Genomic DNA, 25,380 nt, shown 5'->3' on the forward strand with positions numbered 1-25,380 from the left:
CTTTTTAAAGTCTTTAAGCCATTTTCATGTGCATGTCAATAAAAGTGGCTTGATGGATTAAAGCCCCTACGCTAATGGCATCCACACCGCTTTTAGCGTAAGCGTTGATGCTCTCTAGTGAAATATTCCCGCTCGCTTCCAATAAAACAAAGGGATAATGCATATCTCTATAAGCGGCAATTTCTTTAGTTTCTAAAACGCTCATGTTATCGCACATCACAATATCCGCCCCCGCATTCATGGCGTTTTTGGCCTCTTCAAAGCTTTCGCATTCAATTTCAATTTTAGCCGTGAAAGGCAAGTTTTTTCTGGCATGCGTTAAAAAGCTTTTGAGATCTTTGACATGCTTTAAATGCGTGTCTTTAAGCATTAAAGCGTCATCTAGCCCTAAGCGGTGGTTGCTCGCTCCCCCATTAAGCACGGAATATTTTTCAAAGATCCTTAAAAGGGGTCTGGTTTTTCGTGTGTCCAACAAACGCACTTCATGGGAGTTTAGGGCTTTCACAAAACGACTCGTTAAAGTAGCGATCCCGCTGCTGTGTTGCAAAAGGTTTAAAAGGGTGCGTTCAACCTTTAAAAGCATGCTAAAATCCCCCCTAATCTCCATTAAAGTGTCTTTAGGCTTGAAGCGTTCTTTATCCTTAATCGTTTGAACGCATTCAATGCCAGTCATTTCCAACAACTCTAAAGCGTATTTTTCGCCTGAAAACACGCCCTCTTGTTTAGCCCTAACAAAGGCTGTGGCTTTAAAGTCTTTTTCTAACACCCTTTCAAACAAATCCCCATGCCCTAAATCTTCTTTTAAAGCGCATTCTAAAAAGGTTTTAATTTCCATTAGGATAACTCCATCATTTTAGTTAAAGCGAGTTTGGCCAAACGCGCCACCTCATCTTTTAATTCAATCGCGTTAAAAGCCCTGTGGTTTTTATAAGCCTTTAAGACTTCAAACAAATCTTTTAAAGTCGTTTCATTCATGGTGGGGCAAAGGGCGAGCGTGCTAGAAAGAATGAAAGTGTTTTGATGGTTACGCTTGGCTTTCAAGCGATTGACTAAATTGCTTTCAGTGCCTATGGCGACTTTTTGATGGGGGCTTAACTTTTCTACAAATTCTATGATTTGACTCGTTGATCCGCTAAAATCAGCATTTTGGACCACGCTAGGCTCGCATTCTGGATGGACAGCGATTAAAATATCCGGGTATTTTTGGCGGTAAAATCCAATGTCTTCTAATTTGAAAAGCTGATGCACCGAACAAAAGCCGTTATAACAAACCACATCAGCGTTTTTAATTTCTTCTTTGCTACTTGCGCCTAAAATCGCGCTTTTTAAGCCATTTTCTAGGGCTAGATTTTCCCCCAAGCATTTATCCGGTAGAAAAAAGATTTTTTTATTTTGTTTTAAAGCATGATTAAAGATTTTAGAAGCGTTGCGGCTCGTGCAAACCACGCCACCATCTTTAGCGACTTTGGCTTTCACTTCAGCGTTAGAATTGATATAAGTGATAGGGTAAAACTCTTTAACGCCGTATTCTTTTAATAAATGAACGCTTCTATCGTAGTAATGGCTATCAATCATCCTCGCCATAGAACAGCATGAGAGTTTGGGCATGATCACTTGTTTGTTAAAAGCTAGGGCTTTGACGCTCTCGCCCATAAAATGCACCCCGCAAAACACGATGAGGTTTTTATCGCTTTGGCTTGCGATTTTAGCTAACTCCAGGCTATCGCCTGTATAATGGGCCAACTCCACAATCTCATCTTTTTGATAAAAATGAGCCACCAAAAGCGCGTCTAAATCGCGCAACAATTCTAAAATAGAAGTTTTTAAATCGTTATCAGTTGGCATGAAATTCCCCTATACTTTCCCCAAACTTCACGCTTTTTTCTTTCAAATCTTTAAAAGCGGTGTTTTGAACGAACAAAACGATCGTAGAGCCCATTTCAAAATTCCCTAAATTATCCCCTTTTTTAACCTTAATTGGAGGGTTGTAAGAGTAGGCTTGCGTCAAATGGGCTTTAGCGTTAGTTTGGATATTCTTATCAAAATTAAAACGCATTTTACCCACATTTAACGCTCCCACCGCTACAAAATACAGCCTATTGCCTTGAATGTCTTTTGCAACCAGCGCGACTCTTTCATTGCCCACAAACAGATTTTTGTTTTTGTATAACGAGGGCTTATTGACCGGCAGCAGTTTCCCCGCAAAGCAACGAGCCTCTAAAATTTCTAAATCGCAAGGGGCGTGGTAGTGGTGGTAATCTTTGGGCGAAAGGTAAAAATTCACATAGAAAAAAGAAGGGCCTAAGGGGTTGATTTCGCCCACTAATTCATGCGCTTTATAGGGCATGCCTTTAATTTGTAAAGCGCTATCGTTGTCTAAAAAAGCGCATTCAGTGATTAAAGCATCGCAAGGCGCAATGCATGCGTTAGGGGCTTTGTCAAAGGGGCGTTCTTTTTTTAAAGAGCGCGTGAAAAGAGCGTTCAAACTCTTATAATTTTCTAAAGGCTCAAACTCGCTCAAATCAATTTTAAAGATCTTAACGTAAAGGGCGTTGATGCCTTTTTGGATAAAAGAAGGGAATTCATAGCCAGCGACAGAGCCAAAAACCCTTGAAAGAGCGTTGCTTAAAGCCATCATTTTAACCCTGCCATGTTCAATACAAACTCCACCTCGCCCTTACTCACTTTAAATTCTTTAGAAATAGAATCCACGCTATAGCCTTCTTGATACATTTTTAAAACCTGTTTTTCGTTGATTTTATCGCTAGCGGCATAATGCCCCATGTCTTTGAATTTGTTTTCTAAAATAATGATTTTTTCTTCTAAATAATCGCGCTCTTTATCCATGGATTTTTGGATTTCTTGCAACTGGTTATAAAGGTGTGAAAGGGTCGTTCTCAATGAGCCATCCTCTTTAGCGCTTTTTTCTAAAGAAATGCCTTCCAAACGCCCCTCTAATTCTTTCAAACGCTTAGAATAAATATAATTTTCTTGATAGGATTCATCTAAGGTTTTTTCTAAACGCCTCATTTTATGGTAAAACTCTTTTTCTTTAAGATACAAATACCCCACCAAGCACACCAACACCAATAAAATCGCCCCTAAAACGACCATAAACAAATCATTAGAAGATAACATGATTGCTCCCGTTCATAATTTCAAGCCTTTCCTTTCGCTATGGACAATGAAAGAATCATAACGCTTAATGTCTAAGGCATGCATGCGAGTGATTTCTAAAAAATTTTTATCCCTAGCCACGCCAAAAAAGGCTAGGATTTTCCCCTCTAACACACAACGCCCGTAATAAGTTTGAGGCGCTATCAGGTCTTGTTTTTTGATACAAATTAACCCATGCCCTAAAGCAGCGATGCGATCCTTTTGCTCTAATTCAAGTAATTTTTCTTTTAAAAGCAGGCTCTCTAATTTTTCTAATTTAAAATACAGCGCTTTGAGCAATTCCAGAGTGTCATTTTCAACATTCAAGCGTGAAAAATCAAAGCCAGAACCCAACCAATCAAATTCTTCTAACACCGCTAAAGAGCGTGTGGTTTTAGAGATGAACCTTTCATAAGAGAGCGATAAATCGCATTGGACTAAGCGCGTTTCAAACCCTAAAGCTTGGGATCTTAAAACCAACTCATGCATGCTTGAACCCCACATCAAGGACAATAAAAATAAAAAACACCACCCCCAAATAGCCATTACTCACAAAAAAGGCTTTAGGAATGTTTTTATAATCTCTAGCCACTAAGATCTGCTCATAGAGTAAAATCAAGGCTGAAACCCCTAATCCTAAATACGCAAAAAGCCCCCCATGATAGCATTTGACAAAACAAAGCCAGCACACAAGCGCCACAAGGTGTGAGAGCCTTGAAAGATTCAAGCACCATTTTTCCCCTAATTGGCTAGGGATGGAAAACAAGCCCCTTTCTTTATCAAACTCCATATCCTGTAAAGAATAGAGCAAATCAAACCCAGCCACCCATAACATCACCCCTAAAGCCAAAAAAACATTCCATAAAGGAATATCCCCTAAAACCGCCACACTTCCGGCAATGGGGGCTAAACCCAAAGCCAAACCCACGATAAAATGCGCCAAAGAAGAAAAACGCTTGAAATACGAATACCCCCCTAAAACGATTAAAAAAGGTAACGAAAGTTTGAAAGCTAAAGGGTTAATGAAATAGCTCACCACCACGAATAAAAGAGCGTTTAAAGCGCTAAAAACCACCATGCCTTTAACGCTGATCCTACCATCCACGCTCGGGCGGTTTTTCGTCCTTGGGTTATCCTTATCAATATCTCTATCCACCAAGCGGTTAAACCCCATAGCGAAGTTTCTTGCCCCTAATAAGGCTAAAAAACAAAGGATTAAGGTTTCTAACCCAAAAAAGAGCGTTTGATTTTTTTGATAGGAGCTTATGACCATAGCCATGAGTAAAAACATGCTAGAAAATATCGTATGCTCCAAAGCGACCAATTCGCTTAAAGCTTTGATTTGATGCGTGATTTTTTTAAGCAATTATTTGATCCCTAATAAAATGACTTTTCTAACCTACAATTAAACTAGGCATTATAATATATTGATAGCAACAATACAAGAAAAAGCCCGCGCTTAAAACATTCATGCTTAAATAAACTTTAAAAAAACGCGCGCTCAGAATCGTTAAAAATAAATGCGCCCCCAAAAGCCATAAAGGCGAAAAAACAAAAATCGTAGGGATTGTTAAAGGCATGTTTAAAATACGATCCAACAAAGACCCCAAACCCACAGCATGCAAGAACAAACTCAAAGGGAAAAACACGATAAAAATCAAGCCTAAAGGAATGCTAAAGAGCTGGTAGGGCGAAAACATAGGGAAAAAGGCATGCGCAATGATGAGCATGTTCAAAAACACCAGCACGCTTAAGCTTATGACCTGAAAAGATCGCATCAAAAAAGAAGAGGTTTTAAAAAAGGCTTGAGTGTGTTTTAAAAACAAAAAGATATACCACACCCCACAAACAGAAAGCAAAAATCCCACGCTAAAAAGCAATTTAGGGAGTAACGCTATAGCGATACAGCACGCTAAAATCAAAAGTTTAAAACTCAAAAGCCTTACCCCAAAAAAGCATGCCAAAAACCCTAACAAGCCCATTAAAAACGCCCTGAAAAAAGAGGGTAAAAAATCCAATAGCAATAAATACCCTAGCAAAAAAACCCACACCAAAACCCCTATATCATAAAAAGCGTTCCTATAAGGGAAATAGCGTTTTTGTAAGGGGGTATAAAAAAGAGAGAAAAGGAAATACACGCTCGCGCTCAAAATCCCTAAATGGAATCCGCTAATGGCTAGTAAGTGGTTGATCCCTAGCGCGTTAGCCCTATCTCTTAAGTCTTTGTTCAAGCTATCCCCTATAAATAACGCGCGGTATAAATTACCCACTAAAGTGCTTGAATGAGCGCTATCAATGAAGCCGCGCCAATGCGATTTGAAATCTTGTTTTCGTGTTAAAGAAAAAGAATAGGTTTGGAAAAAGCATGATTTCATAGACTCCAAGAACGAGCAAGGTTTGATTTTGCCAAAAAATTGCGCATGGCGGTATTGGAGGTTTTTTAAAGGCTCTTTAATGGTGGTGTAAAAAATCATGCCCTTTGATTGGAGCTTTAAAACAAAATAGGTTTTTTGATCTTTAGTTTTGGGGTATTGCAACAAGATTTGAGCGTTCAGGCTTGTAGGTTTTGAAAAATCAAGCTTTTGGTAATTCAAGTATTCTAAATAAAGATTGAGCGCTAACAAAAGGCTTAAAATAACCCCACACAGCAAGTATTCTTTTGGGGTTGCAAGAAGTTCAAACGCCCCCTGAAAAGTTTTATCCTTCAAGTTGTAACTATATCAAAATCCATTTTAGTTTCTTGGTTTTCTTCTAAATGAGAATCCATAGGCATGTCTTCATATCGCGTTAAAGGAGCGTTAAAGCGCGTATAAACCGTTCCTGTAGCCCCATTCCTGTTTTTAGCCACAATGATTTCAGCCTCTTCAATACTGCCATTTTGCTTGTGGATACGCCTTTCTTCATCAACTTTTAGGCGCAACTCTTGCGCCTCTTCAATTTTGCCTTCTTTTTTGAGTTTGTCTATTTTGTTGTCTTCAGCCCTCATTTGATAGATATAGCCTCTATATAAAAATAAAACAATGTCAGCGTCTTGTTCAATCCCTCCGCTGTCTTTAATGTCAGAAAGAATGGGCCGTTTATCTTCTCGGTTTTCCAGGCTGCGGTTGAGTTGCACTAACGCTATGATAGGGATTTCTAATTCTCTGGCTAAAGTTTTAAGCTCCCTTGAAATTTCAGCGATTTGTTCATGGCGTTCTTTAGTGGCTTTATTCCCTGACATGAGTTGCAAATAATCAATAAAAGCGATACCTAGTTCCTTGTGTTGGGATTTAAGCTTTCGTAGTTGCAAGCGGATTTGCTCTATCCTCACATGACTTTTATCGTAGAAAAAGAGTTTTTTGCAAGAAAGGTGATCGTAGCATTTGGCCAAATTTTCCCATTGATCATCATCAAGCCTTGCGCTTTCTAAATCATGCATGTTAATAGAAGTGAGATCCGATAACGCCCTTAAAGCGAGTTGCTCCGCAGACATTTCTAAACTAAAAACCGCTACCCCTCTATCGTCATGGAGCGCGCTTAAGACCATGTTCATCATCAAACTGGTTTTACCCATAGACGGCCTTGCCCCTATAATGACTAAACTCCCCTTATTAAAACCGCTCGTATAATTATCCAACTGGACAAAGCCAGTCGGTATGCCAGTAACTTCCAAACTCCCCTTTCTTTGGTTTTCTACAATAAGATCCATCGTGCTTTCAAGCACTTCTTTAATATCCCTAAAGCCTTCTATCGTGCTGCCGTTCAATAACGCATAAACTTCTCGCTCCACAGCGCCTAAAATATCGCTGGATTTTTGCGCGCTTTCTAGGGCTTGCTCTCTAATGGTGTTAGCCAAGCCAAAAAGTTTTCGTTTAATGGAAGCGTTTTTAATCTCTTCAACATAGGCTTCAATATTGTCTATGGGGCTTGCCGCAAAAATAGCGACCAGATCTTCTTCTTTGATTTGCTTGTCTTTAGGCATTTTTTGGCGGATAAAATTCTCATCAATGGGGCAATTTTCTTCATGCAGTTTTAAAGCGATTTCAAAAAACAAGCCGTTAGGCGGGTAGTAAAAATCGCTAGGCTCTAAAACGCTATGAACCTCTTCAATCTTATGATTGGCCAACACAATACCTGAAAGCACGATCCTTTCCATATTTTGCAATTGCTGCAAATGCTTTAAATGATCCATTTTTATCCTTTTATAATCGTTTGATCTTTTCTATCAAATCTAGGGGCGTTAAAGCGTAATTATTCTTAAATTCTAAACTCGCTATAGCGTGCGCTAAACTTGCGTTAATAGCGGCGTCTAAAGGCGTGTAGTGTTGAGAAAGCAAGCTTAAAATAAGCCCCGCTAACACATCGCCACTCCCTGCTTTGGCTAAAGCCACGCTCCCTAAAATGTTGATAAAAACCCGCCCTTGATGAGCGATTAGGGTATTAGCCCCTTTTAAAAGCAAAACCACCTTGGGGTATTTTTGAGAAAAATCCCTTGCGATTTCTAGTTTATTGTCTAGTAATTCTAGCATGCTTATATGGATCCCCACTAATTTTAATAACGATAAAAACTCTTTGGGGTGAGGGGTTAAAACGACTTCTTTTTCTAAAGCTTGTAAGATCTCTTTATGGTAAAAAACGCCCGCATCTAAAACGCATGGGGCTAATTCAAGCCACTTGTCAAAATCCTTTGGGAAACCCTCTAACCCCATGCCAAGAGCGAACGCGCTCAATGGGTTAGGGAAATTTTCACAAAAAACCAATTCTAAAGGCTTGTTACTGGAAGTTATCTCGCATTCTAACGCTTGGACGCTCACCACCCCAGATCCAAAACTTAACGCGCTTAAAGCGCTCAATAATCCAGCCCCGCTATGCTTGCCTAAAAGAATGTGTGCATGCCCATAATCGCCTTTATGAGCGTTTTTTTTATCCCTTAAGGGCAGTTTCAAATCGCTTTTTTCCAGTAAAAAAGTGTCTGTTGGGATCCCATAAATTTGATTAAAAACCCCTAAATACCCTACTTCCAATTCCCCTATATAGTCTTTAGCCCTATCGCTTAATAAGCATGACTTAATAGCGCCCATGCTGACAGTCATATGCGCTTTAAACGCTCCCTTATCCACCCTGCCTTTAGAATCGATTCCGCTAGGAATATCACAAGCGATCTTAAAGCGCGCTTTTTGAGAAAGGCTTTCAAAGTTTAAAAACGGCTCTAATTCGCCCTTAAAGTTACTCCCTATCACGCAATCTATTAACACATCGCATTCTAAATCTCCATTCTTTTCTTCCCATGCTTTGATGACTACCCCTACTTTTTTAGCCCTTTCTTGTTGCAATTGGCACATGGGGCTTTTGGCTGGTTTCATTTCAAAGACTAGCGTTTTAAAACGCCCCGCTAAACGCCTGGCTAACGCATAGCCATCGCCCCCATTATCCCCGCTCCCACAAAGGATAATGACTTTAGCGCCTAAAGAAGCGTTTTGTAAAACCGCCCTTTCTAAAGCCATAGCGGCGTTTTCCATTAAAATGTCTTCGCTTAAATTAAATTCTTCAAGCGCCCTTTTGTCTAGAGCATTCACTTTTTCATACACTGGAAGCATCTTCATCCTTGAAATTGAACGCAAAACGAATTTTCATAAAACGATCCTTTTAAAGAGGGTTCGCTATGAATTTCTAAACGCATTTTATACTTTTCGCACACTTTTTTCACTAAATCTAACCCTATACCATAACCCAAAACGCTAGAATTGAAACGCGCATAACGAACGCTTAATTCTGCGATCTTGTCTTTAGGGATTTCATACCCTAAATTTTTCACTTTCAAGAACGCATGCGTTAGCTCTATGTGGATATACCCATGCATGACGCTGTATTTGATCGCATTCATGAGCAAATTGCTATAAAGCGAAATGAAATCCTGCTCTTTAGCCTTAAACTCCACTCCCACTAAATCGCTTTTAAATTCCAGCTTGTGGTAGTCTATCATCTCGCTAAAAAGCGTGTTTTCTTTGGTGATTAGGGCTTTTAAATCTAAAAGCATGGGGGATTCGCGCTCAATATCTTGCATCACTAAATACGAGAGCGAGCGGTATAAAAAACTCATGCGCTGGATGGCGATTTTAATGTGGCGGTGTTGTTGGTTGTCTTCTAAGGTTTTTAACGACAAGACTAGAGCGCTCATGGGGGTGTTTAATTCATGCGTGGTGTTTTTTAAAAAATGATCAATACGGGTGATTTCATTCCTAATGGGCTTTAAAAACAAACGCCCCAAAAACACAGAAACCCCTATCACGCATAAAAACGCTATGACAAACACTAAAACAATGTTACGATACAAAGAAGAAAAATGAAGGGGTTTAGAATTTTTAAAAAGCATTTTAGCCACGCCTAAGTGAGCGAAAGTTTCATCGCTAAACAGGTAATACTCTCCCCTAAAACTAAAAAATCCCGCTTCTTTATGGTTTTTAATCAAATTTGCGCTTTCAGGGATATTAGAATACAAAACACGCCTCTTGCTATCAAAAAGGGCTATGGAAGCGTCTTTATAGCGTGAAATCAGAGCGTTTAAAGCGTTTTGATAATCCCCATGCGTTTGCATATGCAAGGCGACCACTTCACTAGCGATCTTAGAAGCCATTTTGTCCATTTCCATGCGTATCATTTTGATTTTTTCGTTTTTTTCATAGTTAAACGCTAAAACGCTAATCACTAGCATTAACACAAACGAAGAGCCTAAATAAGTCCCTAAAAAGAGTTTAAGGGATTTTTTTTCATAGTGGGTTAAAGCGATAGCCCACCCCCTTATGCGTTTCTATGCAATTTTTACCTAAAAGCTTGCGCAACACTTTAATGTAAGTGCGCAAGGTGGAATCATCAATAGCTTGCTCCCATAAATTATTTTCTAACGCTTGAGAGCTAATGATTTGCCCCTTATGCTCTAAAAAGTATTCTAAAAGTTGGGCGGTTTTGGGCGCTAGGATTTCCTTTTTCCCTTTAATATTCAAAGAGTGCTGGTGATAAAAAATGTTAGGCATGATTTCTATGGGATCATCATTGAAAAACCTTTTAATGCGCGCTTCTAATTCGTCCAAATCAAAAGGCTTTTTCAAATAATCGCTCGCTCCTAAATTAAAAGCGTTTTTTAAGGTAGCGTTATCCTGTAAGGCGGTAATAAAAATCACAGGCGTAGAGATTAAAAAATCGTTTTTGATGCGCCTGAACAATTCCAAGCTATTCATTTCAGGCACTTGCACATCTAAAAGCAAGAGGTTGAAGCGCTCAACAGAGAGCCTTTCATAAGCTTCTTTCCCGTTAAAAGCGCAAAACACTTCATAGCCCAAATGCTCCAAAAACTCCTTAACGCTCTCGCTTAAAAGGTAATCGTCTTCTAGTAAAAAAATCTTTTTTTGCATGGGGGTATTGTAGCGCTAATTCTATAGCCTTTATACTAAAAGCGGTTATAAAAAACGCTCTCTTTAAAAAGACACCGCCTTATTTTATCAGCCGTTTTTAGAATGCAATAAATCTTTATTGTATTCCAACATGATATTTTGTAAATCAAGTTTATATAACACATTTTTAATGCAAGTAAAATAAAGGCTTTCTTGTTCTTCTTTTAAGCCTTTAGATAAAATCACATCGCAATCTTTAAAATACAAACAAATATGTTTATTTTGCGTTTGAGATATTTTCGCATGGTTAAAAGCATCAATATAGATTAAATTTTCCCATTTATCCAAAAGATCAAATTCTTCTATAGAGCGAGCCAAGCATAAAGGCACAATATGGTGCAATTCAAAGCCCTTTTCTTTTTTAACGCCATGTTTTTCAAAATAAAGGGCTTTCTCTTTAATAGAGCGTTTGAGTTTTTTATCGTTTTGTTTGTTTTCTTCATTGAGCGTTTTTAAAATAAGCCTCTCTTTATTGGTTTCAAAAAACACGCTTTGTTCTAGCAAGCTAAAAATTTGTTGGGCTTGATTTTTCCAATTATGATAATCTCTCTTTTCTAACTTATTTCCGTTAAAATGGTTAGGGTCGCAATAATCTTGCACTAACTCTTTTAATTTTTCTTTTTGGATACGGCTTAAACTCCTATATTCTCTAACATATTCTATAATTTCACTTCTAGTAAAATTTTCAATATTTAAAAATGTAACAAAAAACATCATTTCTTCAATGTCTAAATAATGGTTGTCAAGCTCTATCATTACCTCTCTGCATTCTGCTCCAAAACCTTGCAAAAGATTTTCTAAAGCTTGCGTGTAACAAAAATTTTTTCTTAACAAATCTTGCGCGTTTAAAAATTCTATAGCTAAGGGAGTTAAACTGATATATTTAATATTGCTTTGAATGTAGGGGTTTGTAGGTTCCTTATTCTTATTGTAGCGTTCAATCAACCCCATTCTATGCATATCTACAAAAAGATTTTTTCTCAAGCTATCTTGGGTTACTTGATTCTTTTTTCCTAAATTGTCTTGAGGCATTTCAGACTTGCAGATACTATCAACCACTTTTGCATAAACCTCTTCGCCTATGATATTGCTAGGGCGTTTGCTCATATCGGTGGTGCGAATTTGTAAAAAATCTTCTCTCACTTCATTGAAAATAGCTTGAATAATGGTTTTAATTTTATTTTGATCGTAACGATTGTGTTGGGATAAGTGTAAGCCCCTATAATCAGATCTTTTTATGCGATTAGCTAAGAATTTCAAACACTCCTTGCTGGGGTCAAGCTGTGTGATTTCTAGCAAAATTTTTTCTAATTTTTGCATGTTAAATATCCTTTTTTATCTGTATTCATTATACCTAAATATTTCCAAACTCTCATGCACATATTCAGCATGGGTTTCACACCCTATAAAATTACGCCCTAAACTTTTAGCCACTAAGCTAGTCATGCCACTGCCACTAAACAAATCTAAAATCAAATCGTTTTTGTGAGAGCTAGCCTTTATCATGCGTTCAATGAGCGCTTTAGGTTTGATGCTAGGGTGTTTTGGCTTAAGGATTTTACCATTCTCTTTTTCAACATGCCTTTGTGAAGTGATTTCCCACACATCAAGGCATAATTTGCCCTTAGGATTAGGGAACCAGCGTTTGTTATTTTTTAAAATCCCCTTACTTTGAGCATGTTTGATGCGTTCGGTGGATTCATAAGCGGTGCGAATCTCATCGGCATTAAAAGTGTAGTTTTTCTTGTGCATGCTATAAAATAAAATGCTTTCTTGCGCGTGGTTATAACGCTTTTTGGCGTTGGCAAACCCATCTTTTTTAACCCAAGTGATAAAATTTAAAAAATGCACTTTTTTATGGCGCAAATACGCTAAAAATAAAGCGCAATTAAAAGGGGTATTAAAGATATAAAAACTCCCCGTGTCTTTAAGTTTGGGCAGCATTTTATCAATCCAAGCGTAAGAAAATGTTAAAAACTCTTCATCGTTTTTAAAACTATCCCATGAAGCAATTTTAAGATTGTAGGGGGGATCAATAATGGCTAAATCAACGCTTTTATCTTCTAATTTGTCTAAAAATGTGAAAACATCTTCTATATAAATCTTATTCAAAATCAAACAAGTTTCCTAGTTTTTGATCAATCAAGGGCTTATAATTTTCATAGAGTTCATAACCTATAAAATTTCTTTTTAAAAGTTTTGCTTCTCTTAAGGTTGTCCCGCTCCCGCTAAATGGATCTAGCACCACATCGCCCACGCAACTATACAATCTAATCAAACGCCTTGCTAATTCAGCCGGCATTAAAGCCGCATGCTTACCAAAAGCAATATCATTTTTATTAGGGATTGGGATTTCCCAAATTTGTTTGGTAAATTCCACCCATTCTTCTTGAGTCAATTGGCTTTGTTCTTTTTGCTCTTTTGTGGGTTGTTTGGGCTTGCCGTCTTTGACAAACACGCCGATAAATTCTATAGTATTTTGCGCATAAAAATTTCTAGGATAAGGGTAGCTCCCAAACATCAATCTTTTAGTAGGATTTGCGCGTTTCCAAATATAGACATCTAGCAAGAACATTTTAGGCTTGTTTTCTAGCGTGTTGTTTAAATCATGCAAAATGGAGTGCTGAATATCAGCATGCAAATCAAAGATATGGCGGTTATAGTGCGTGTTTAAAACCTTTTTAAGCATGGGCATTAAAGGAACATTAATGCATAGCTTACCATTTGGTTTTAGCGCTCTATAGCACTCAAGCCAAACTTTTAAAAGACCTAAAAGATAATCTTCATATTTTTCCAATGCCCCTAAATCTTCAACATGTTGGGTTGAATGCTGTAAATCTTGTGTGCCATTTTTCGTGTAATCTTTGATGTTGAAATAAGGCGGACTTGTGATGATCAAATCCACGCTATTATCTGGCACTTCATTCATGTTGGTGCTACTGTGATAAAACACTTTATTGATATTCAATCTTATTTTTACCTTTTATTAAACTTCAATGGATTTCACAGAGATAATTTTACAATGAAATAGGGGTATTTTAAAAAAATGAGTTAGTCAGGGTAATCTGCATTTTCAACAAGTCAAACTCCTTAACGCTCTCGCTTAAAAGGTGATCGTCTTCTAGTAAAAAAATCTTTTTGCATGGGGTAAGCGTTTAATGAGTGGGCTTTGTTATAATACTTTTTCATGTTTTTTAAGGAGCGTTATAATGAAAACGAACGAAGCGCAATTTTATGAAGTTTTAGAAAACCTTTTTATAGGCGTTAAGATTGAAGACAAACAAGAAAGCCTTTTAGATCCTAACGCTAAAGCAATGAAAAATGGCATGCTCAATCTCATGAAGGCTAAGAGCAAGTATTATCAAAGCAAAAAACAAGAATTAGAAAAACTCATTGATTTAAAATGCCAAAATAACAACGATCTCAAAGAAGAATTGTTTGACAAACTCTATAGCTTTTTCAAGCGTTATTTGAGCGCTAATGGAGGGATTTATTTCAACGACACGCCCCTTTACGATAGCCTTTATACTAAAAGCGACTATGAAAAATGCTCCCTTAAAAAAGACACCGCCTTATTTTATAAAACCAAAGATCTTTATTATGTGAAAAGCGAAACGAATTATAAGGATTTTTGCTTTGAATTAGAAAACATGGTTTTTAATTTTGACACTTCTTCATTAGAAAGTAAAAAGAATAATGAAAAAGTGGATTTAGTCTTTAATCTAAAAGATACAGACACAAAAACTAACACCCTAAACTTTAGCGTTACTCTCAGCAGTAAGGGGAATCAAACAAAAATAAGTGAAATTCTAAAAGAATGTTTAAATCAAGGCGTTGAACTTGATGAAGAAGTGTTAAAAAAAGCGTTTGGAAAATTCAAAAAGCAAGGCAGTATGGATTATTTTATCCATAAAAACGCGCTAGGGTTTTTAAAAGAGCAATTGGATTTGTATTTGTTTGAATACCTTTTTAAAGAAATGACTGAATTTGATGACAAACGCCTTAATTCAATCAACACCATTAAGGAAGTGGCGTTGCAAGTGATTTTATTAGTGAGCGAATTTGAAAACGAACTCTGTAAGATTTGGAACAAACCTCGTTTTGTATTAAACTCGCATTTCATTGTAAGCCTAGACCAATTAAAAGCTAAAAACTACGATCTAAATAAAATCACAAACCACAAAAACTACCCCAAACAAGTCCAAGAATGGCAAGGCTTGAATTTAAAAACCACAGACAATTTTTTAGAAAATGAGTTTTTGCCCCTAGACACCATCTATTTTAAAGATTTAGAAGAAGAGATTAAAAACTTATTCAGTGAAGATGAAATCAATGGCACGCTCATTAAAAGCGAAAACTACCAAGCCCTAAACTCTCTAAAAAACCGCTATAAAGAAACAATTGATTGCATTTACATTGATCCGCCTTATAACACGCAAAACAATGAATTTATTTATGCGGATAATTTCAAACGCTCTAGCTGGCTTTCTATGATGGCTAACCGCTTGGAGCTTGCGCACAAGCTTTTAAACGATAAAGGCGTGATGTTTGTGAGCATTGATGACAACGAACAGGCTTATTTAAAAGCGCTCATGGACGAAGTCTTTAATGGGGGGGGGGGGTGATAACTTTGTAGCGAGTTTGATATGGCGGAAAAAATATGGTGGCGGTAAGGGTAGTCGCTTTTTTGTGGATTTGCACGAATATATTTTAGTATATGCGAAAAATATTAATAATTTACAAGAATTTTACATAGAGAGAAACAATAAACAAAAAGAAATTTTTACAGAAACAGATAAATATGAAGCTGAAAGAGGAAAATTCTATATACGACCGCTTAAATCCGGTTTAGCCGAAAGAAAAACACTTATATATCCCATAACATGTCCTAATGGTAGCATAATTACTACACAATGGATTTGTGCAAAAGAAACTTTTGAAAAAATGAAATCAGAAGAGAGAATAGTTTTTAAGAAGTTAAAAAATGGTTCTTATAATGTGTATAAAAAGTTTTATGAAAAGGATAACAACAGTCAAGTCTTAACAGAAAGTATTATTTATGATTTAGCATATAACCAACAAGGCAAGGAAGAGCTAAAAAAGCTTTTTAATATAAACGAAGGTAGAGAAACTATTTTTAATAACCCCAAACCTGAAGCCCTACTCAAACGCATTATAGAAATCTCTACCCAAGAAAACGATCTCGTGTTAGACTTTTTTGCCGGGAGCGGGACGACTTGCGCGGTGGCGCACAAACTCAAGAGAAAGTATATCGGTATTGAAATGGGGGAGCATTTTGACAGCGTGATTTTGCCTCGCCTTAAAAAGGTTATAGGCGGTTTTAAAAGCGGTGCGGCTAAAGAATTTAATGGAGGTGGGGTGGTGAAAGTTTATGCATTGGAAAGCTATGAAGAGATTTTAAGAAAAATCAAGCATGAAGACAATGACAAACCCTTAGCTTATGATGAACAATACAGCGATTTAGTGGAATGCAAAAACGAATCTTACACGCTCAATTTAAACGCGCTAGAAAAAATGGGCGTGGATATTAAAGAGACTTTGGAAAATTTATGGGGGCTGAAAGTGGAGTTTTTTAATGAAAAGATGGTGAAATTTAAAGGGAATGATAAAGAAGTAGAGATTTTAAAAGCCTTAAAAGAAGCGCTCATTTGGTAAGGAGGCATAATGGCAAAGAAAAAAGATCTAACAACCCATAATGAAATTTTTGTCGCGCAAAAACTCGCTGAAGATGAATTGAACACTAACGAGATTAACGAGCCATTAGAAAGGCTAGACTTTAAAAGCTTTGATAGCAATAAGGAGCTTTTAAATTACCAACAGCAAGCTTTGATTAACGCTTTTAGAATGCTTGTCGCTTATTTTAGAGATTTCAAAGAGAATAAAAAAGAATTTTACGCGTTTTATCAAGAGCATTATTCATTCGCTAATTGCGATTTCACTAACAAAAAACTCAATCATTTGTTAAAGAGCCATTTTAAGGTGGAAAATCAGCGCGTGAGTTTTGAAAATTTTATCAACCGCTTAGCCTTTTACATGGCCACAGGGAGCGGTAAAACGATTGTCATCATCAAACTTGTAGAGCTTTTAAGCGTGGCTATGGGAATGGGTTTAATCCCTAAGAAAAATATCATGTTTTTTAGCGCCAATGAAAATTTGATCAAGCAATTTGAAAAAGAAATTGAAAAATACAACCGGGGTAAGGACTTTTCCAAGCAAATTGATTTCAAAAACCTTAAAGAGGTTACCAATAAAGATTTCCATCGCGCTCCAAAAGATTTTTTTGAAAAAATCGCTCTTTTTTATTACCGCGCGGATTTGATGAATGATGAAGAAAGCAAGGAAAACCTTTTAAATTATAAGGATTATTGGGATAATGGGGAAAATTATGTGATTTTAGATGAAGCGCATAAGGGGAACAAGTCTGAGAGCAAAAGACAGGCTATCTTTAGTCTGCTGTCTTTAAAAGGGTTTTTATTCAATTTCAGCGCCACTTTCACCGAAGAAAGCGATCTCATCACTTCGGTGTATAATTTGAGCGTGGGCGAGTGGGTGAAGCTTGGCTATGGTAAAGAGTCTGTTTTATTGAAGAAAAACAACTTAAACGCTTTTAAGGAATCAAAAGATTTAAACGATAGGGAAAAAGAAATCGCTCTTTTAAAAGCGTTATTGCTTTTAGGCATGCAAAAACGCTATAAAACAGAAGGCTATTTTCATGACCCTTTAATGCTCGTGTTCACGCATTCTGTGAATGTGGAAAACAGCGATGCGGAAATCTTTTTTAAAACTTTAGCGCGCGTGATTGAAAATGACGATGAGAGCGATTTTTTAAAGGCTAAAGAAGATTTATTAGAGGAAATAAAAGATCCGGAATTTCTTTTTAGCGGCAACAAAGATAAAGACTATAAGGTTAAGGTTTTTAAAGAGGGTTTAAAGAGCATGGATTTTAAAGGCTTAAAAGAAGAAGTTTTTTATGCTAATAGCGGGCATATTGAAGTGATTATTAACCCTAAAAACAACCAAGAAATCGCTTTCAAGCTCAACACAAGCGATAAAGTCTTTTGCTTGATTAAAATAGGCGATATTACAGAATGGATTTATGAAAAATTAAAGAGCGTGAAGGTGGTGAGCAAGAATTTAAGCTTTAAAGAAGAAAGCTATTTCAGCCAGATTGACAAGAGCAGTATCAATATCTTAGTGGGGTCTCGCACTTTTGAAACCGGGTGGGATAGCACAAGGCCTAGCGTGATTTTATTTTTAAATATAGGGCTTGATGATGACGCTAAAAAGCTGGTGAAACAATCTTTTGGCAGAGGCGTAAGGATTGAAAGCGTCAAAAACCAACGCCAAAGGTTAGCGTATTTAGAAATAGATGAAGCCATTAAAAAAGCCTTGAAACCAAACGCCGCAATGCTAGAAACGCTTTTTGTGATACCCACTAACCATGCAAGCCTTGAAGCGATTTTAAAGATCCAAAAAGAGAGCGAAAAGAGGGGTGAGAGTAGAGGTTCTTGGCGTGAAATCAAATTAGAAAAAACGCCCATAAAACACGCATTATTCGTGCCTTGCTACCGCAAAGAACCAACAAGCGTTCTTGAACTTCCTGAAAGCGCTTCGTTTAAAATGAGCGAAAAAAATTTTAAGGATTTAAAAGAGTATTTTAATTTGATGAGCGAAAAGCATTTCATTTTAAAGCATGAAATTTATGACCCCAAAGATTATGAGCAGTTAAAAAAAATGATACAAAAAGCGCATTTTAAAAAGGTATCAACTTGGCATTATAAAGATTTAGATTGCATGATTTCTGAAATTAAAGGCAAGCTATACCCTAATCAAAAAGTGCCTAAAGACGAGTTTAACACCCTAGATAATGAGAAAATCGTGCATTTTAAAAGGATTAAAGTTAAGGCAGATAAAGAAGAAGCGTTAATTAAAACCATCCAAGAAGTGAAAGAGCATGCGCCTTTAGATAAAGAAACTTTAAGAATAAAAATCGCACAAGGCGAGATCGATCCTTATGATGCAGAAAAACACAAACAAGACAAAACATTTGAAGTTGATGACGCCGAGCTGTTAAAACTCAAAGAGCATTACTACACCCCTTTAATTAAAGCCAAAAACTGCGATTGGCTTAAGCATGTGGTTAAAGTAGAAAGTGAGATTGATTTTTTAAAAGAGTTGCAAGAAACTGAAACTATAAAAACGCTGCAAGAAAACTATGATTTTTGGGCGTTCAGCAAGATTGATGAGCATTTAGACAATTTGTTTATCCCTTATACCAACAATGTTACAGAAAGGCGCTTTTTCCCTGATTTTATCTTTTGGCTGCAAAAGGGCGATACGCAGATCGTTTGTTTCATTGACCCTAAAGGGATCACATACGCTGATTACGAACATAAGGCAGATGCGTATAAACTCTTTAAAGATAAGATCTTTAACCCTAAAAACGATCCCCATTTCAAGATCAAAGTGGTTTTAAAATTTTATGGAAATAAGGATAAAGTGGCGGATGGTTATAGAGATTATTGGATTAAAAAAGGGAAGTTAAACGATTTTTTTCTAACCTTAAAGGATTAATTTATTGAAAGGGGTTAAAGATCCGCTTAAATCAGCCTTGAATGTAACGCTAGTTTTTCACATCGCTTAAAAACACATGCCTTAAAAGTTTAGCGTCGCTTAAAAAAGCGTTTTTCAACACTGCACTTTTATAAGTGTAATGATCTTCAATGCTTGAAACTTCGCCCACAAACACCCCCGCTCCAAAAATCCCATCTAGCCCGCTCGTTAGCACTTGATCGCCTATGTTAATTTCAGCGTTAGGGACAATAAAATCCACGACTAATTCTTGCTTGAAATTAGATCCTATAAAGCCTAACACTTGATTTTTGCCTACCATCACGCTATAAGCGCAACGCTTGTGAGCGTTCAAAAACCCATTCAAGCGCCCTTTTTCTAGCACGGCAATGCCTATGGCTTGATTGTGAGAAACAAGGCCATAAATCTTATTTTCTTCTAAATCCATGATAGGGTTGAGAGAGACGCTGCGCGTGTCTTCTAAACTGGTGAATGAAGTCATAAAAGTGGGGGAATAGATCATTTTTGGCTTTTCTAAAGGATAAACGCTATTCAAACGCTCTTTCAAATCGGCGTTTTCTAGTTTTAAAGCTTCTAAAATCAAGCGTTCTTTTTGAAACTCCTTAATGTTTTTGGCTTGAAAAAAATACGCTTGAATGTTGTCCAATAGGCTGTTTTTAGCACCCATCAAGGCATTTTTAATCCTGTCGCTGATATAAGAAGAACTGGCCTTAAAATCTAAAAAATAAAAAATAAGAAAAATCCCTAAAAGCCAAAGGAATTTAAAATAAAAACGCATGCATTATTCACTAAAACCCACACGGCTGAGTAAATCCAAATCTTGTATGGCTTCTCCTGTGCCTTTGGCTACGGCCAATAAAGGCTCATCGCCCACATACACAGGGAGTTTAACCATATCGCTTAAATACTTGTCTAATCCCTTAATCAAAGCCCCACCGCCGGTAAGCACCACGCCGTTTTGCACAATGTCTTTAGCCAAATCCGGCTTCACTTCTTCAAGCACGCTCCTTAAAGCGCTAGAGATTTCTCTCACTTGATCTTTAATGGCTTCAAACACATCATCAGAGCTCAATTCAATCGTGTGTAACAACCCGCTCACTTGATCCCTCCCTGACACTTCCATCGTAAGAGGCGGATCCAATTTGATCGCGCAACCGATTTCAATCTTAATCTCTTCGCCGGTGCGCTCCCCTATCAACAGATTGAATTTCTTGCGGATATATTCCACGATGCTTTGATCCAATTTATCCCCAGCCACTCTAATGCTTTTAGAAATGACTAGCCCCCCTAGGCTGATCACGCCAATTTCAGTCGTGCCGCCGCCAATATCCACGATCAAACTCCCTTGAGGCTCTTTCACCGGTAAGCCTGCTCCAATCGCGGCTGCCATAGGTTCTTCAATCAAAAAGACTTCTCTAGCCCCCGCGCTTAAAGCGCTCTCTTTAACCGCATTCCTTTCCACGCTTGTCAATCCATAAGGCACGCACACCATGATGCGTGGGCGAATCCATGTCTTTCGTTTGTGCGCTTTTTCAATAAAGTAGCGAATCATTTTAGCGGTAATGTCATAATCGGCAATCACGCCATCTTTCATGGGGCGAATCGCTCTGATGCTGTTAGGGGTTTTGCCTAGCATTTCTTTAGCCTCACTCCCCACTGCCAAAATATCATAAGCTTTAGAATCAAACAACCCCATGCGCACCGCTACAATAGAAGGCTCATTGATAATAATGCCCTGCCCTTTGACTAACACAATCGTGTTAGCCGTGCCTAAATCTATGGCAATATCATGCGAAAACAAACCGATTAATTTGCTAAAAATCATGCCCTTTCTAATCCTTTATCATTAAATTTATAAGCGTATTTTTTAAGGAAGCATTTTAGAATGCGTTTTAGCAATGATCAAAGGTTCAGCTTGTTTTAAAACACAATCTTTGGTGATACGCACTTCCGATCCTTTAAGCTTGGGCAAATCAAACATAATATCCAAACAAAAATCTTCAATGATTGCCCTTAGGCCCCTAGCCCCGGTTTTTCGCTCTAAAGCGAGTCTAGCGATTTCTTTAATCGCTTCTTCTTCAAAAATCAAATCCACCTCATCCATTTTGAAAAGTTGCTGGTATTGCTTGATTAGGGCGTTTTTAGGCTTTTGTAAAATATCCACCATCGCTTCTAAACTGATGCTATCTAGCGTGCTTAAAACCGGCAAACGACCAATCAGCTCAGGGATAAGTCCGTAAGTAACTAGGTCATGGGTTTGAACTAAATGCAAGATCGCTTCTTGCTCTTTCTTGCTCATCTTTTCTTGAGTGAAACCCAACACATTTTGCGTGGTGCGTTTTTTAATGATTTCGGCTAACCCGTCAAACGCTCCGGCGCAAATGAATAAAATATCGCTCGTGTCAATTTGAATGAAATTGCCCTCAGGATGCTTTCTGCCGCCTTTGGGGGGGATATTCACTAAAGAGCCTTCAACGATTTTCAATAACGCTTGCTGAACGCCCTCTCCAGAAACATCTCTAGTGATAGAGCGGTTTTCTGACAAACGGCTGATTTTATCAATCTCATCAATAAACACAATGCCCTTTTGAGCTTTTTGAACATTCCAATCGCTCGCTTGCAACAATCTTGTAAGGATATTTTCCACATCTTCGCCCACATAACCCGCTTCAGTTAGGCTAGTCGCATCGCTAATGGCGATAGGAATATCCAAATGCTTGGCTAGAGTTTGCGCCATTAAAGTTTTGCCCGATCCTGTAGGGCCGATTAGTAAAATATTAGACTTGCTCAACTCCACTTCTTCTAAATGCTCTAACTCTAAATCGCTATCTTGGCTGTCTTGTTTTTTGAGTTTTTCTTTAAAGGATAAGCGTTTGTAATGGTTATACACGGCTACGGAAAAAACCTTTTTGGCCTGTTCTTGCCCTATCACATAATTATCTAAAACCGCCTTAAGCTCTTTAGGGGCTGGAATGTGAGAGAGCAAAAACTCTTCTTCATGAACGCTTGATTCCATTCTCCTCAATCGCTCTCTTTTGAGCGCTAATAAAGAATCCACTCTGTCGTATTTGTGCAATTCCCCATGCATCACATCTATACAATATTCGCACACGCACACATCTTTATTCAGGTTGCTCGCAAAAATAATGCGGCGTTTTTTGGGATCTCTTGATTCTGGTTTTTTGCAAAAACTGCAATAAAGCGTTTCGTTCATGTTATTCCTCTTGTTTTTCTTCGCTAGAATATTCGCTTGACTTATACGCCACGCCCCTAGAACTCTCTAGAATAAAAGAGCAAATCTCTTTCACAAAAGGGTTATTGGCATGCTCTTCTAACTCTAATTTAGCGCTCTCTCGCAAGGAGGGGACGGGGCGGAACAACCTCTTATAAAGCGCATGGATGAAATCAATATCCTTACTCTCTAGTAATTGGCGCATCCTGTGGCGGTTTAACCCCCTAATAAAAGCGCGATTGCCCTCTACAGTGCAATAAGGCGGCACATCTTTGCCTAAAGCGCTCTTACCGGCTATCATGCACCCTTTAGCGATACGCACAAACTGATGGATCGCTGTAAGACCGCCAATATTGACATAATCGCCTATTTCAATATGCCCTGCTAAAGTTACGCCATTAGCAAAAATACAATGACTACCAATCACGCAATCATGAGCGACATGCACATAAGCCATGAGCAGGTTTTTATCCCCGATAATGGTTTTTTTAATCCCCCCTTCAGTGCCGGGATTTATCATGCAAAATTCCCGAATAAGGTTGTCTTCTCCAATAATCAGTTCGCTGTATTCGCCCTTATATTTTAAATCTTGAGGCTGTGTGCCCAGCACGGCAAAAGGAAAAATTTCGGTGTTTTTCCCAATGAAAGTATGCCCTTGTAAGGTTACATTGTTATGGAGTTTCACGCCATCATTGAGCTTGATATGATCCCCAATAACGCAAAATTCCCCAATCTCTACGCCCTTGCCAATCTCTGCTTTAGGAGAAATAATGGCTGTTTTTGCAATTTTACTCATTTTTAATCTCTCTCTGCGATCATGGCTTTTAATTCGGCTTCAGCGACCACTTTGCCATCCACTTGAGCCGTGCCGCCCACTTGCCAGATCATGCCTTTATGCTTTAAAACTTCTAAATGGTATTCCAATCTGTCGCCTGGGGTTACAGGAATGCGGAATTTAACCTTGTCAATCGTCATGAAATACACGATTTTTGTTTTGGCTATTTCAGGGTCAAACCCCCACAAGCTAGTGAAGGCTAAAAACCCTCCCGTTTGCGCCATGCCCTCTACGATCAAAACGCCCGGGAAAATGGGCTTATCAGGGAAATGCCCGTTAAACACATCTTCATTAAAAGTAATATTCTTATAAGCGACAATTTTTTTATTGGCTTCTAGTTCCACTACTCTGTCTATCAATAGCATGGGATAGCGGTGAGGTAAAATCTGTAAGATATGCTCTATAAAAAATTGAGATTGTAAGTTTTGATGATTTTGTTCCATAAAAATAAACTCCTTGTTTTGGATTCAACTAAAGCGCTATTTTTAGCGTTGGTTATTCTAAAAAATAACCGCTATTATACCATAAGAAAACCGCTCGCTTGCATTTGCAAAAACACCGATGCATTGCACCATAAGCTTAAAGAAACGCTTTATTCAGACACCACTCATGCACCGCTCATGCATCATTCATGCGTGTGGCTTAGAATATTTTCTCTTAAATGATAGTGTGGGTATTTGTTAGAATCCAAAACCACTTGCCCCATGAGCTGTTTGTCAAAATTGAAAATTAAAGGGGCTAAATAATTCACGGTGGAAAGCTCAATGGGGGTTTGAACGACCATGATATTAGCGATCAGAACGCTCTTTGCTCCCTCTAATTCTAAAAGGATTTTTAAGGGGGTAGGCACTTCAAAATCGTATTTTCTTAAAGCAAAGGGATTAACCAGCGTGAAAGACACCACGGAATTATCTTCTGCACTATTCAAACGCAAAAAGACTTCATCAATCTTTTGCAAACGCATTTTATGAATGGTTTCAAACCCCAATATAGGCACTTTCACATCAAAAATCATAGGCGATTGCATTCCCTTTAAAAAAGCACAAAATCTTCTCCTTAAAGAATAAAGACCGCCTTAAAACCAGCGCTCAATGATTTCTAAATTAAAAACTCTGTATTATATCAAACAATTTTGGTAAAATCAATTTTTGCTAGTTTTGGGTATAATCCCAATAATTTAACCATGATGGAAGTTTAACTGAATAATTATAAAATAATAAGGAGCAAGAAATGGGCAAAATAAAACCACAAATCAAGAAAAACAATCCTAGCAAATCTCATCCTAGCACCGGGTGGAATATTTTTGGTGCGGTGTGCTTGATTGGAGAAATAGTTTTTACATTATTCGGTGAGAAAATAAGAAAGATAAGAAAAATAACCATGAGTTATTCAAAAATCTAATTTTATAAGACAGGTGGCATGCGTTTAAAACATTTTAAAACTTTCCTTTTTATCACAATGGCGATTATTGTTATAGGCACCGGTTGTGCGAACAAAAAGAAAAAAAAAGATGAATACAACAAACCGGCGATCTTTTGGTATCAAGGGATTTTGAGAGAAATCCTTTTTGCTAATTTAGAAACAGCGGACAATTACTATTCTTCTTTACAAAGCGAACACATCAATTCCCCCCTTGTCCCAGAAGCCATGTTAGCTTTAGGGCAAGCGCACATGAAAAAGAAAGAGTATGTTTTGGCGTCTTTTTACTTTGATGAATACATCAAGCGCTTTGGGACGAAAGACAATGTGGATTATTTGACCTTTTTGAAATTGCAATCGCATTATTACGCTTTTAAAAACCATTCTAAAGACCAGGAATTTATCTCTAATTCTATTGTGAGTTTGGGCGAATTTATAGAAAAATACCCTAACAGCCGTTACCGCCCCTATGTAGAATACATGCAAATCAAATTCATTTTAGGGCAAAACGAACTCAATCGCGCGATCGCAAATGTCTATAAAAAACGCCACAAGCCTGAGGGCGTGAAACGCTATTTAGAGAGAATAGATGAGACTTTAGAAAAAGAGACTAAACCCAAACCATCGCACATGCCTTGGTATGTGTTAATCTTTGATTGGTAGGATATTTCAAACCATGCAAATTATAACAGAGAGAT

Annotated in this window: 26 protein-coding genes; 6 read left to right on the forward strand and 20 right to left on the reverse strand. The window is 37.7% G+C overall.

Annotated features, from left to right (window positions below; genetic code table 11):
* Positions 1 to 13: 13 nt before the first annotated feature.
* From nadC to HPSH112_RS06780, 14 genes are all read right to left on the reverse strand, one after another.
* Positions 14 to 835, reverse strand: a complete 822-nt coding sequence (nadC, locus tag HPSH112_RS06715) for a carboxylating nicotinate-nucleotide diphosphorylase (RefSeq protein ID WP_000404041.1) — start codon at positions 833 to 835, stop codon at positions 14 to 16.
* Positions 835 to 1,845 carry a quinolinate synthase NadA gene (gene nadA / locus HPSH112_RS06720; protein ID WP_001141821.1) on the reverse strand — a complete coding sequence of 337 codons (1,011 nt, stop codon included), beginning with the start codon at positions 1,843 to 1,845 and terminating at the stop codon, positions 835 to 837. The genes nadC and nadA overlap by 1 nt, the downstream gene beginning before the upstream one ends.
* A complete protein-coding gene (locus HPSH112_RS06725; RefSeq protein ID WP_000968158.1) occupies positions 1,835 to 2,638 on the reverse strand; it encodes a phosphatidylserine decarboxylase in 804 nt (267 codons plus the stop codon). Before HPSH112_RS06725 ends, nadA begins: the two co-directional genes overlap by 11 nt.
* Complete coding sequence (locus tag HPSH112_RS06730) at positions 2,635 to 3,138, reverse strand: DUF6115 domain-containing protein (protein WP_000953078.1); 504 nt, start codon at positions 3,136 to 3,138, stop codon at positions 2,635 to 2,637. The genes HPSH112_RS06725 and HPSH112_RS06730 overlap by 4 nt, the downstream gene beginning before the upstream one ends.
* Positions 3,139 to 3,150: 12 nt before the next feature.
* Positions 3,151 to 3,645, reverse strand: a complete 495-nt coding sequence (locus HPSH112_RS06735; protein WP_000544982.1) for a hypothetical protein — start codon at positions 3,643 to 3,645, stop codon at positions 3,151 to 3,153.
* Positions 3,638 to 4,522, reverse strand: coding sequence for a menaquinone biosynthesis prenyltransferase MqnP (gene mqnP / locus HPSH112_RS06740; RefSeq protein WP_000913959.1), 885 nt, complete (start codon positions 4,520 to 4,522; stop codon positions 3,638 to 3,640). The genes HPSH112_RS06735 and mqnP overlap by 8 nt, the downstream gene beginning before the upstream one ends.
* A 28-nt stretch (positions 4,523 to 4,550) precedes the next feature.
* Positions 4,551 to 5,864, reverse strand: coding sequence for a ComEC/Rec2 family competence protein (locus tag HPSH112_RS06745; RefSeq protein WP_000653541.1), 1,314 nt, complete (start codon positions 5,862 to 5,864; stop codon positions 4,551 to 4,553).
* On the reverse strand, positions 5,861 to 7,327 hold the full coding sequence (locus HPSH112_RS06750) for a replicative DNA helicase (RefSeq protein WP_000349785.1): 1,467 nt from the start codon (positions 7,325 to 7,327) through the stop codon (positions 5,861 to 5,863). The genes HPSH112_RS06745 and HPSH112_RS06750 overlap by 4 nt, the downstream gene beginning before the upstream one ends.
* 10 nt (positions 7,328 to 7,337) lie before the next feature.
* Positions 7,338 to 8,732, reverse strand: coding sequence for a bifunctional ADP-dependent NAD(P)H-hydrate dehydratase/NAD(P)H-hydrate epimerase (locus HPSH112_RS06755; RefSeq protein WP_000938197.1), 1,395 nt, complete (start codon positions 8,730 to 8,732; stop codon positions 7,338 to 7,340).
* Between the two features lie 2 nt (positions 8,733 to 8,734).
* Positions 8,735 to 9,937, reverse strand: a complete 1,203-nt coding sequence (gene crdS, locus HPSH112_RS06760; protein ID WP_080024726.1) for a copper-sensing histidine kinase CrdS — start codon at positions 9,935 to 9,937, stop codon at positions 8,735 to 8,737.
* The gene (gene crdR, locus HPSH112_RS06765; protein WP_001169800.1) at positions 9,903 to 10,544 is read right to left on the reverse strand and encodes a copper response regulator transcription factor CrdR; all 642 of its coding nucleotides are present in this window, start codon (positions 10,542 to 10,544) and stop codon (positions 9,903 to 9,905) included. Before crdR ends, crdS begins: the two co-directional genes overlap by 35 nt.
* Before the next feature lie 87 nt (positions 10,545 to 10,631).
* Positions 10,632 to 11,903, reverse strand: a complete 1,272-nt coding sequence (locus HPSH112_RS06770) for a hypothetical protein (RefSeq protein ID WP_001170524.1) — start codon at positions 11,901 to 11,903, stop codon at positions 10,632 to 10,634.
* Positions 11,904 to 11,918: 15 nt separating this feature from the next.
* Positions 11,919 to 12,701: a site-specific DNA-methyltransferase gene (locus HPSH112_RS06775; protein ID WP_000602629.1), complete on the reverse strand. Its 783-nt coding sequence runs from the start codon at positions 12,699 to 12,701 to the stop codon at positions 11,919 to 11,921.
* Positions 12,688 to 13,551: a DNA-methyltransferase gene (locus HPSH112_RS06780; RefSeq protein ID WP_001024665.1), complete on the reverse strand. Its 864-nt coding sequence runs from the start codon at positions 13,549 to 13,551 to the stop codon at positions 12,688 to 12,690. Before HPSH112_RS06780 ends, HPSH112_RS06775 begins: the two co-directional genes overlap by 14 nt.
* Positions 13,552 to 13,792: 241 nt before the next feature.
* Here HPSH112_RS06780 and HPSH112_RS08630 point away from each other — a divergent pair, with 241 nt between their 5' ends.
* From HPSH112_RS08630 to HPSH112_RS06790, 3 genes are read left to right on the forward strand one after another with little or no spacing between them, the layout of a single operon-like run.
* The gene (locus HPSH112_RS08630; protein ID WP_000855789.1) at positions 13,793 to 15,208 is read left to right on the forward strand and encodes a DNA methyltransferase; all 1,416 of its coding nucleotides are present in this window, start codon (positions 13,793 to 13,795) and stop codon (positions 15,206 to 15,208) included.
* Complete coding sequence (locus HPSH112_RS08890) at positions 15,192 to 16,259, forward strand: site-specific DNA-methyltransferase (RefSeq protein ID WP_000508638.1); 1,068 nt, start codon at positions 15,192 to 15,194, stop codon at positions 16,257 to 16,259. The genes HPSH112_RS08630 and HPSH112_RS08890 overlap by 17 nt, the downstream gene beginning before the upstream one ends.
* Before the next feature lie 9 nt (positions 16,260 to 16,268).
* A complete protein-coding gene (locus tag HPSH112_RS06790) occupies positions 16,269 to 19,178 on the forward strand; it encodes a DEAD/DEAH box helicase family protein (RefSeq protein WP_001074864.1) in 2,910 nt (969 codons plus the stop codon).
* Positions 19,179 to 19,227: 49 nt separating this feature from the next.
* On the opposite strand, the gene mreC is transcribed toward HPSH112_RS06790, so the two are convergent.
* The 5 genes from mreC to fabZ are packed head-to-tail and all read right to left on the reverse strand — an operon-like array spanning position 19,228 to position 23,706.
* Entirely contained in the window at positions 19,228 to 19,974 is a 747-nt protein-coding gene (mreC, locus tag HPSH112_RS06795) for a rod shape-determining protein MreC (RefSeq protein WP_001213283.1), read from the reverse strand.
* 3 nt (positions 19,975 to 19,977) lie between these two features.
* Positions 19,978 to 21,021 (reverse strand): rod shape-determining protein, encoded by a 1,044-nt coding sequence (locus HPSH112_RS06800; RefSeq protein ID WP_000577744.1) that lies wholly within the window; start codon positions 21,019 to 21,021, stop codon positions 19,978 to 19,980.
* 42 nt (positions 21,022 to 21,063) lie between these two features.
* The gene (gene clpX / locus HPSH112_RS06805; RefSeq protein WP_001006329.1) at positions 21,064 to 22,410 is read right to left on the reverse strand and encodes an ATP-dependent protease ATP-binding subunit ClpX; all 1,347 of its coding nucleotides are present in this window, start codon (positions 22,408 to 22,410) and stop codon (positions 21,064 to 21,066) included.
* Between the two features lies 1 nt (position 22,411).
* Positions 22,412 to 23,224, reverse strand: a complete 813-nt coding sequence (gene lpxA / locus HPSH112_RS06810; protein ID WP_000034080.1) for an acyl-ACP--UDP-N-acetylglucosamine O-acyltransferase — start codon at positions 23,222 to 23,224, stop codon at positions 22,412 to 22,414.
* 2 nt (positions 23,225 to 23,226) lie between these two features.
* On the reverse strand, positions 23,227 to 23,706 hold the full coding sequence (fabZ, locus tag HPSH112_RS06815; protein WP_000437109.1) for a 3-hydroxyacyl-ACP dehydratase FabZ: 480 nt from the start codon (positions 23,704 to 23,706) through the stop codon (positions 23,227 to 23,229).
* A 48-nt stretch (positions 23,707 to 23,754) separates the two neighbouring features.
* Here fabZ and HPSH112_RS08975 point away from each other — a divergent pair, with 48 nt between their 5' ends.
* Positions 23,755 to 23,928 (forward strand): flavoprotein oxidoreductase, encoded by a 174-nt coding sequence (locus tag HPSH112_RS08975; protein WP_096394549.1) that lies wholly within the window; start codon positions 23,755 to 23,757, stop codon positions 23,926 to 23,928.
* Here the strand turns inward: HPSH112_RS08975 and fliW are convergent.
* A complete protein-coding gene (fliW, locus tag HPSH112_RS06825) occupies positions 23,889 to 24,278 on the reverse strand; it encodes a flagellar assembly protein FliW (protein WP_001867287.1) in 390 nt (129 codons plus the stop codon). The genes HPSH112_RS08975 and fliW overlap by 40 nt on opposite strands.
* Before the next feature lie 215 nt (positions 24,279 to 24,493).
* Here fliW and HPSH112_RS08640 point away from each other — a divergent pair, with 215 nt between their 5' ends.
* Together HPSH112_RS08640 and HPSH112_RS06830 are read left to right on the forward strand one after the other, a co-directional pair.
* Complete coding sequence (locus HPSH112_RS08640) at positions 24,494 to 24,664, forward strand: hypothetical protein (protein WP_000516304.1); 171 nt, start codon at positions 24,494 to 24,496, stop codon at positions 24,662 to 24,664.
* A gap of 18 nt (positions 24,665 to 24,682) precedes the next feature.
* Complete coding sequence (locus HPSH112_RS06830; RefSeq protein ID WP_001237316.1) at positions 24,683 to 25,345, forward strand: outer membrane protein assembly factor BamD; 663 nt, start codon at positions 24,683 to 24,685, stop codon at positions 25,343 to 25,345.
* Positions 25,346 to 25,380: the final 35 nt, after the last annotated feature.

This window comes from Helicobacter pylori Shi112 (genome assembly GCF_000277405.1).
GTDB lineage: Bacteria > Campylobacterota > Campylobacteria > Campylobacterales > Helicobacteraceae > Helicobacter > Helicobacter pylori_C.

Coding starts and splice junctions, on each gene's coding strand:
- crdR (WP_001169800.1), bottom strand. CDS start 10,544: ATGCAAAAAAAGATTTTTTTACTAGAAGACGATTACCTTTTAAGCGAG.
- HPSH112_RS08630 (WP_000855789.1), top strand. CDS start 13,793: ATGAAAACGAACGAAGCGCAATTTTATGAAGTTTTAGAAAACCTTTTT.
- HPSH112_RS06730 (WP_000953078.1), bottom strand. CDS start 3,138: ATGTTATCTTCTAATGATTTGTTTATGGTCGTTTTAGGGGCGATTTTA.
- fliW (WP_001867287.1), bottom strand. CDS start 24,278: ATGATTTTTGATGTGAAAGTGCCTATATTGGGGTTTGAAACCATTCAT.
- HPSH112_RS06790 (WP_001074864.1), top strand. CDS start 16,269: ATGGCAAAGAAAAAAGATCTAACAACCCATAATGAAATTTTTGTCGCG.
- mreC (WP_001213283.1), bottom strand. CDS start 19,974: ATGCGTTTTTATTTTAAATTCCTTTGGCTTTTAGGGATTTTTCTTATT.
- HPSH112_RS06755 (WP_000938197.1), bottom strand. CDS start 8,732: ATGCTTCCAGTGTATGAAAAAGTGAATGCTCTAGACAAAAGGGCGCTT.
- HPSH112_RS06770 (WP_001170524.1), bottom strand. CDS start 11,903: ATGCAAAAATTAGAAAAAATTTTGCTAGAAATCACACAGCTTGACCCC.
- HPSH112_RS06750 (WP_000349785.1), bottom strand. CDS start 7,327: ATGGATCATTTAAAGCATTTGCAGCAATTGCAAAATATGGAAAGGATC.
- clpX (WP_001006329.1), bottom strand. CDS start 22,410: ATGAACGAAACGCTTTATTGCAGTTTTTGCAAAAAACCAGAATCAAGA.
- HPSH112_RS06830 (WP_001237316.1), top strand. CDS start 24,683: ATGCGTTTAAAACATTTTAAAACTTTCCTTTTTATCACAATGGCGATT.
- HPSH112_RS06725 (WP_000968158.1), bottom strand. CDS start 2,638: ATGATGGCTTTAAGCAACGCTCTTTCAAGGGTTTTTGGCTCTGTCGCT.
- HPSH112_RS08890 (WP_000508638.1), top strand. CDS start 15,192: ATGGGGGGGGGGGGTGATAACTTTGTAGCGAGTTTGATATGGCGGAAA.
- HPSH112_RS06735 (WP_000544982.1), bottom strand. CDS start 3,645: ATGCATGAGTTGGTTTTAAGATCCCAAGCTTTAGGGTTTGAAACGCGC.
- nadA (WP_001141821.1), bottom strand. CDS start 1,845: ATGCCAACTGATAACGATTTAAAAACTTCTATTTTAGAATTGTTGCGC.
- fabZ (WP_000437109.1), bottom strand. CDS start 23,706: ATGGAACAAAATCATCAAAACTTACAATCTCAATTTTTTATAGAGCAT.
- nadC (WP_000404041.1), bottom strand. CDS start 835: ATGGAAATTAAAACCTTTTTAGAATGCGCTTTAAAAGAAGATTTAGGG.
- HPSH112_RS08640 (WP_000516304.1), top strand. CDS start 24,494: ATGGGCAAAATAAAACCACAAATCAAGAAAAACAATCCTAGCAAATCT.
- HPSH112_RS06800 (WP_000577744.1), bottom strand. CDS start 21,021: ATGATTTTTAGCAAATTAATCGGTTTGTTTTCGCATGATATTGCCATA.
- lpxA (WP_000034080.1), bottom strand. CDS start 23,224: ATGAGTAAAATTGCAAAAACAGCCATTATTTCTCCTAAAGCAGAGATT.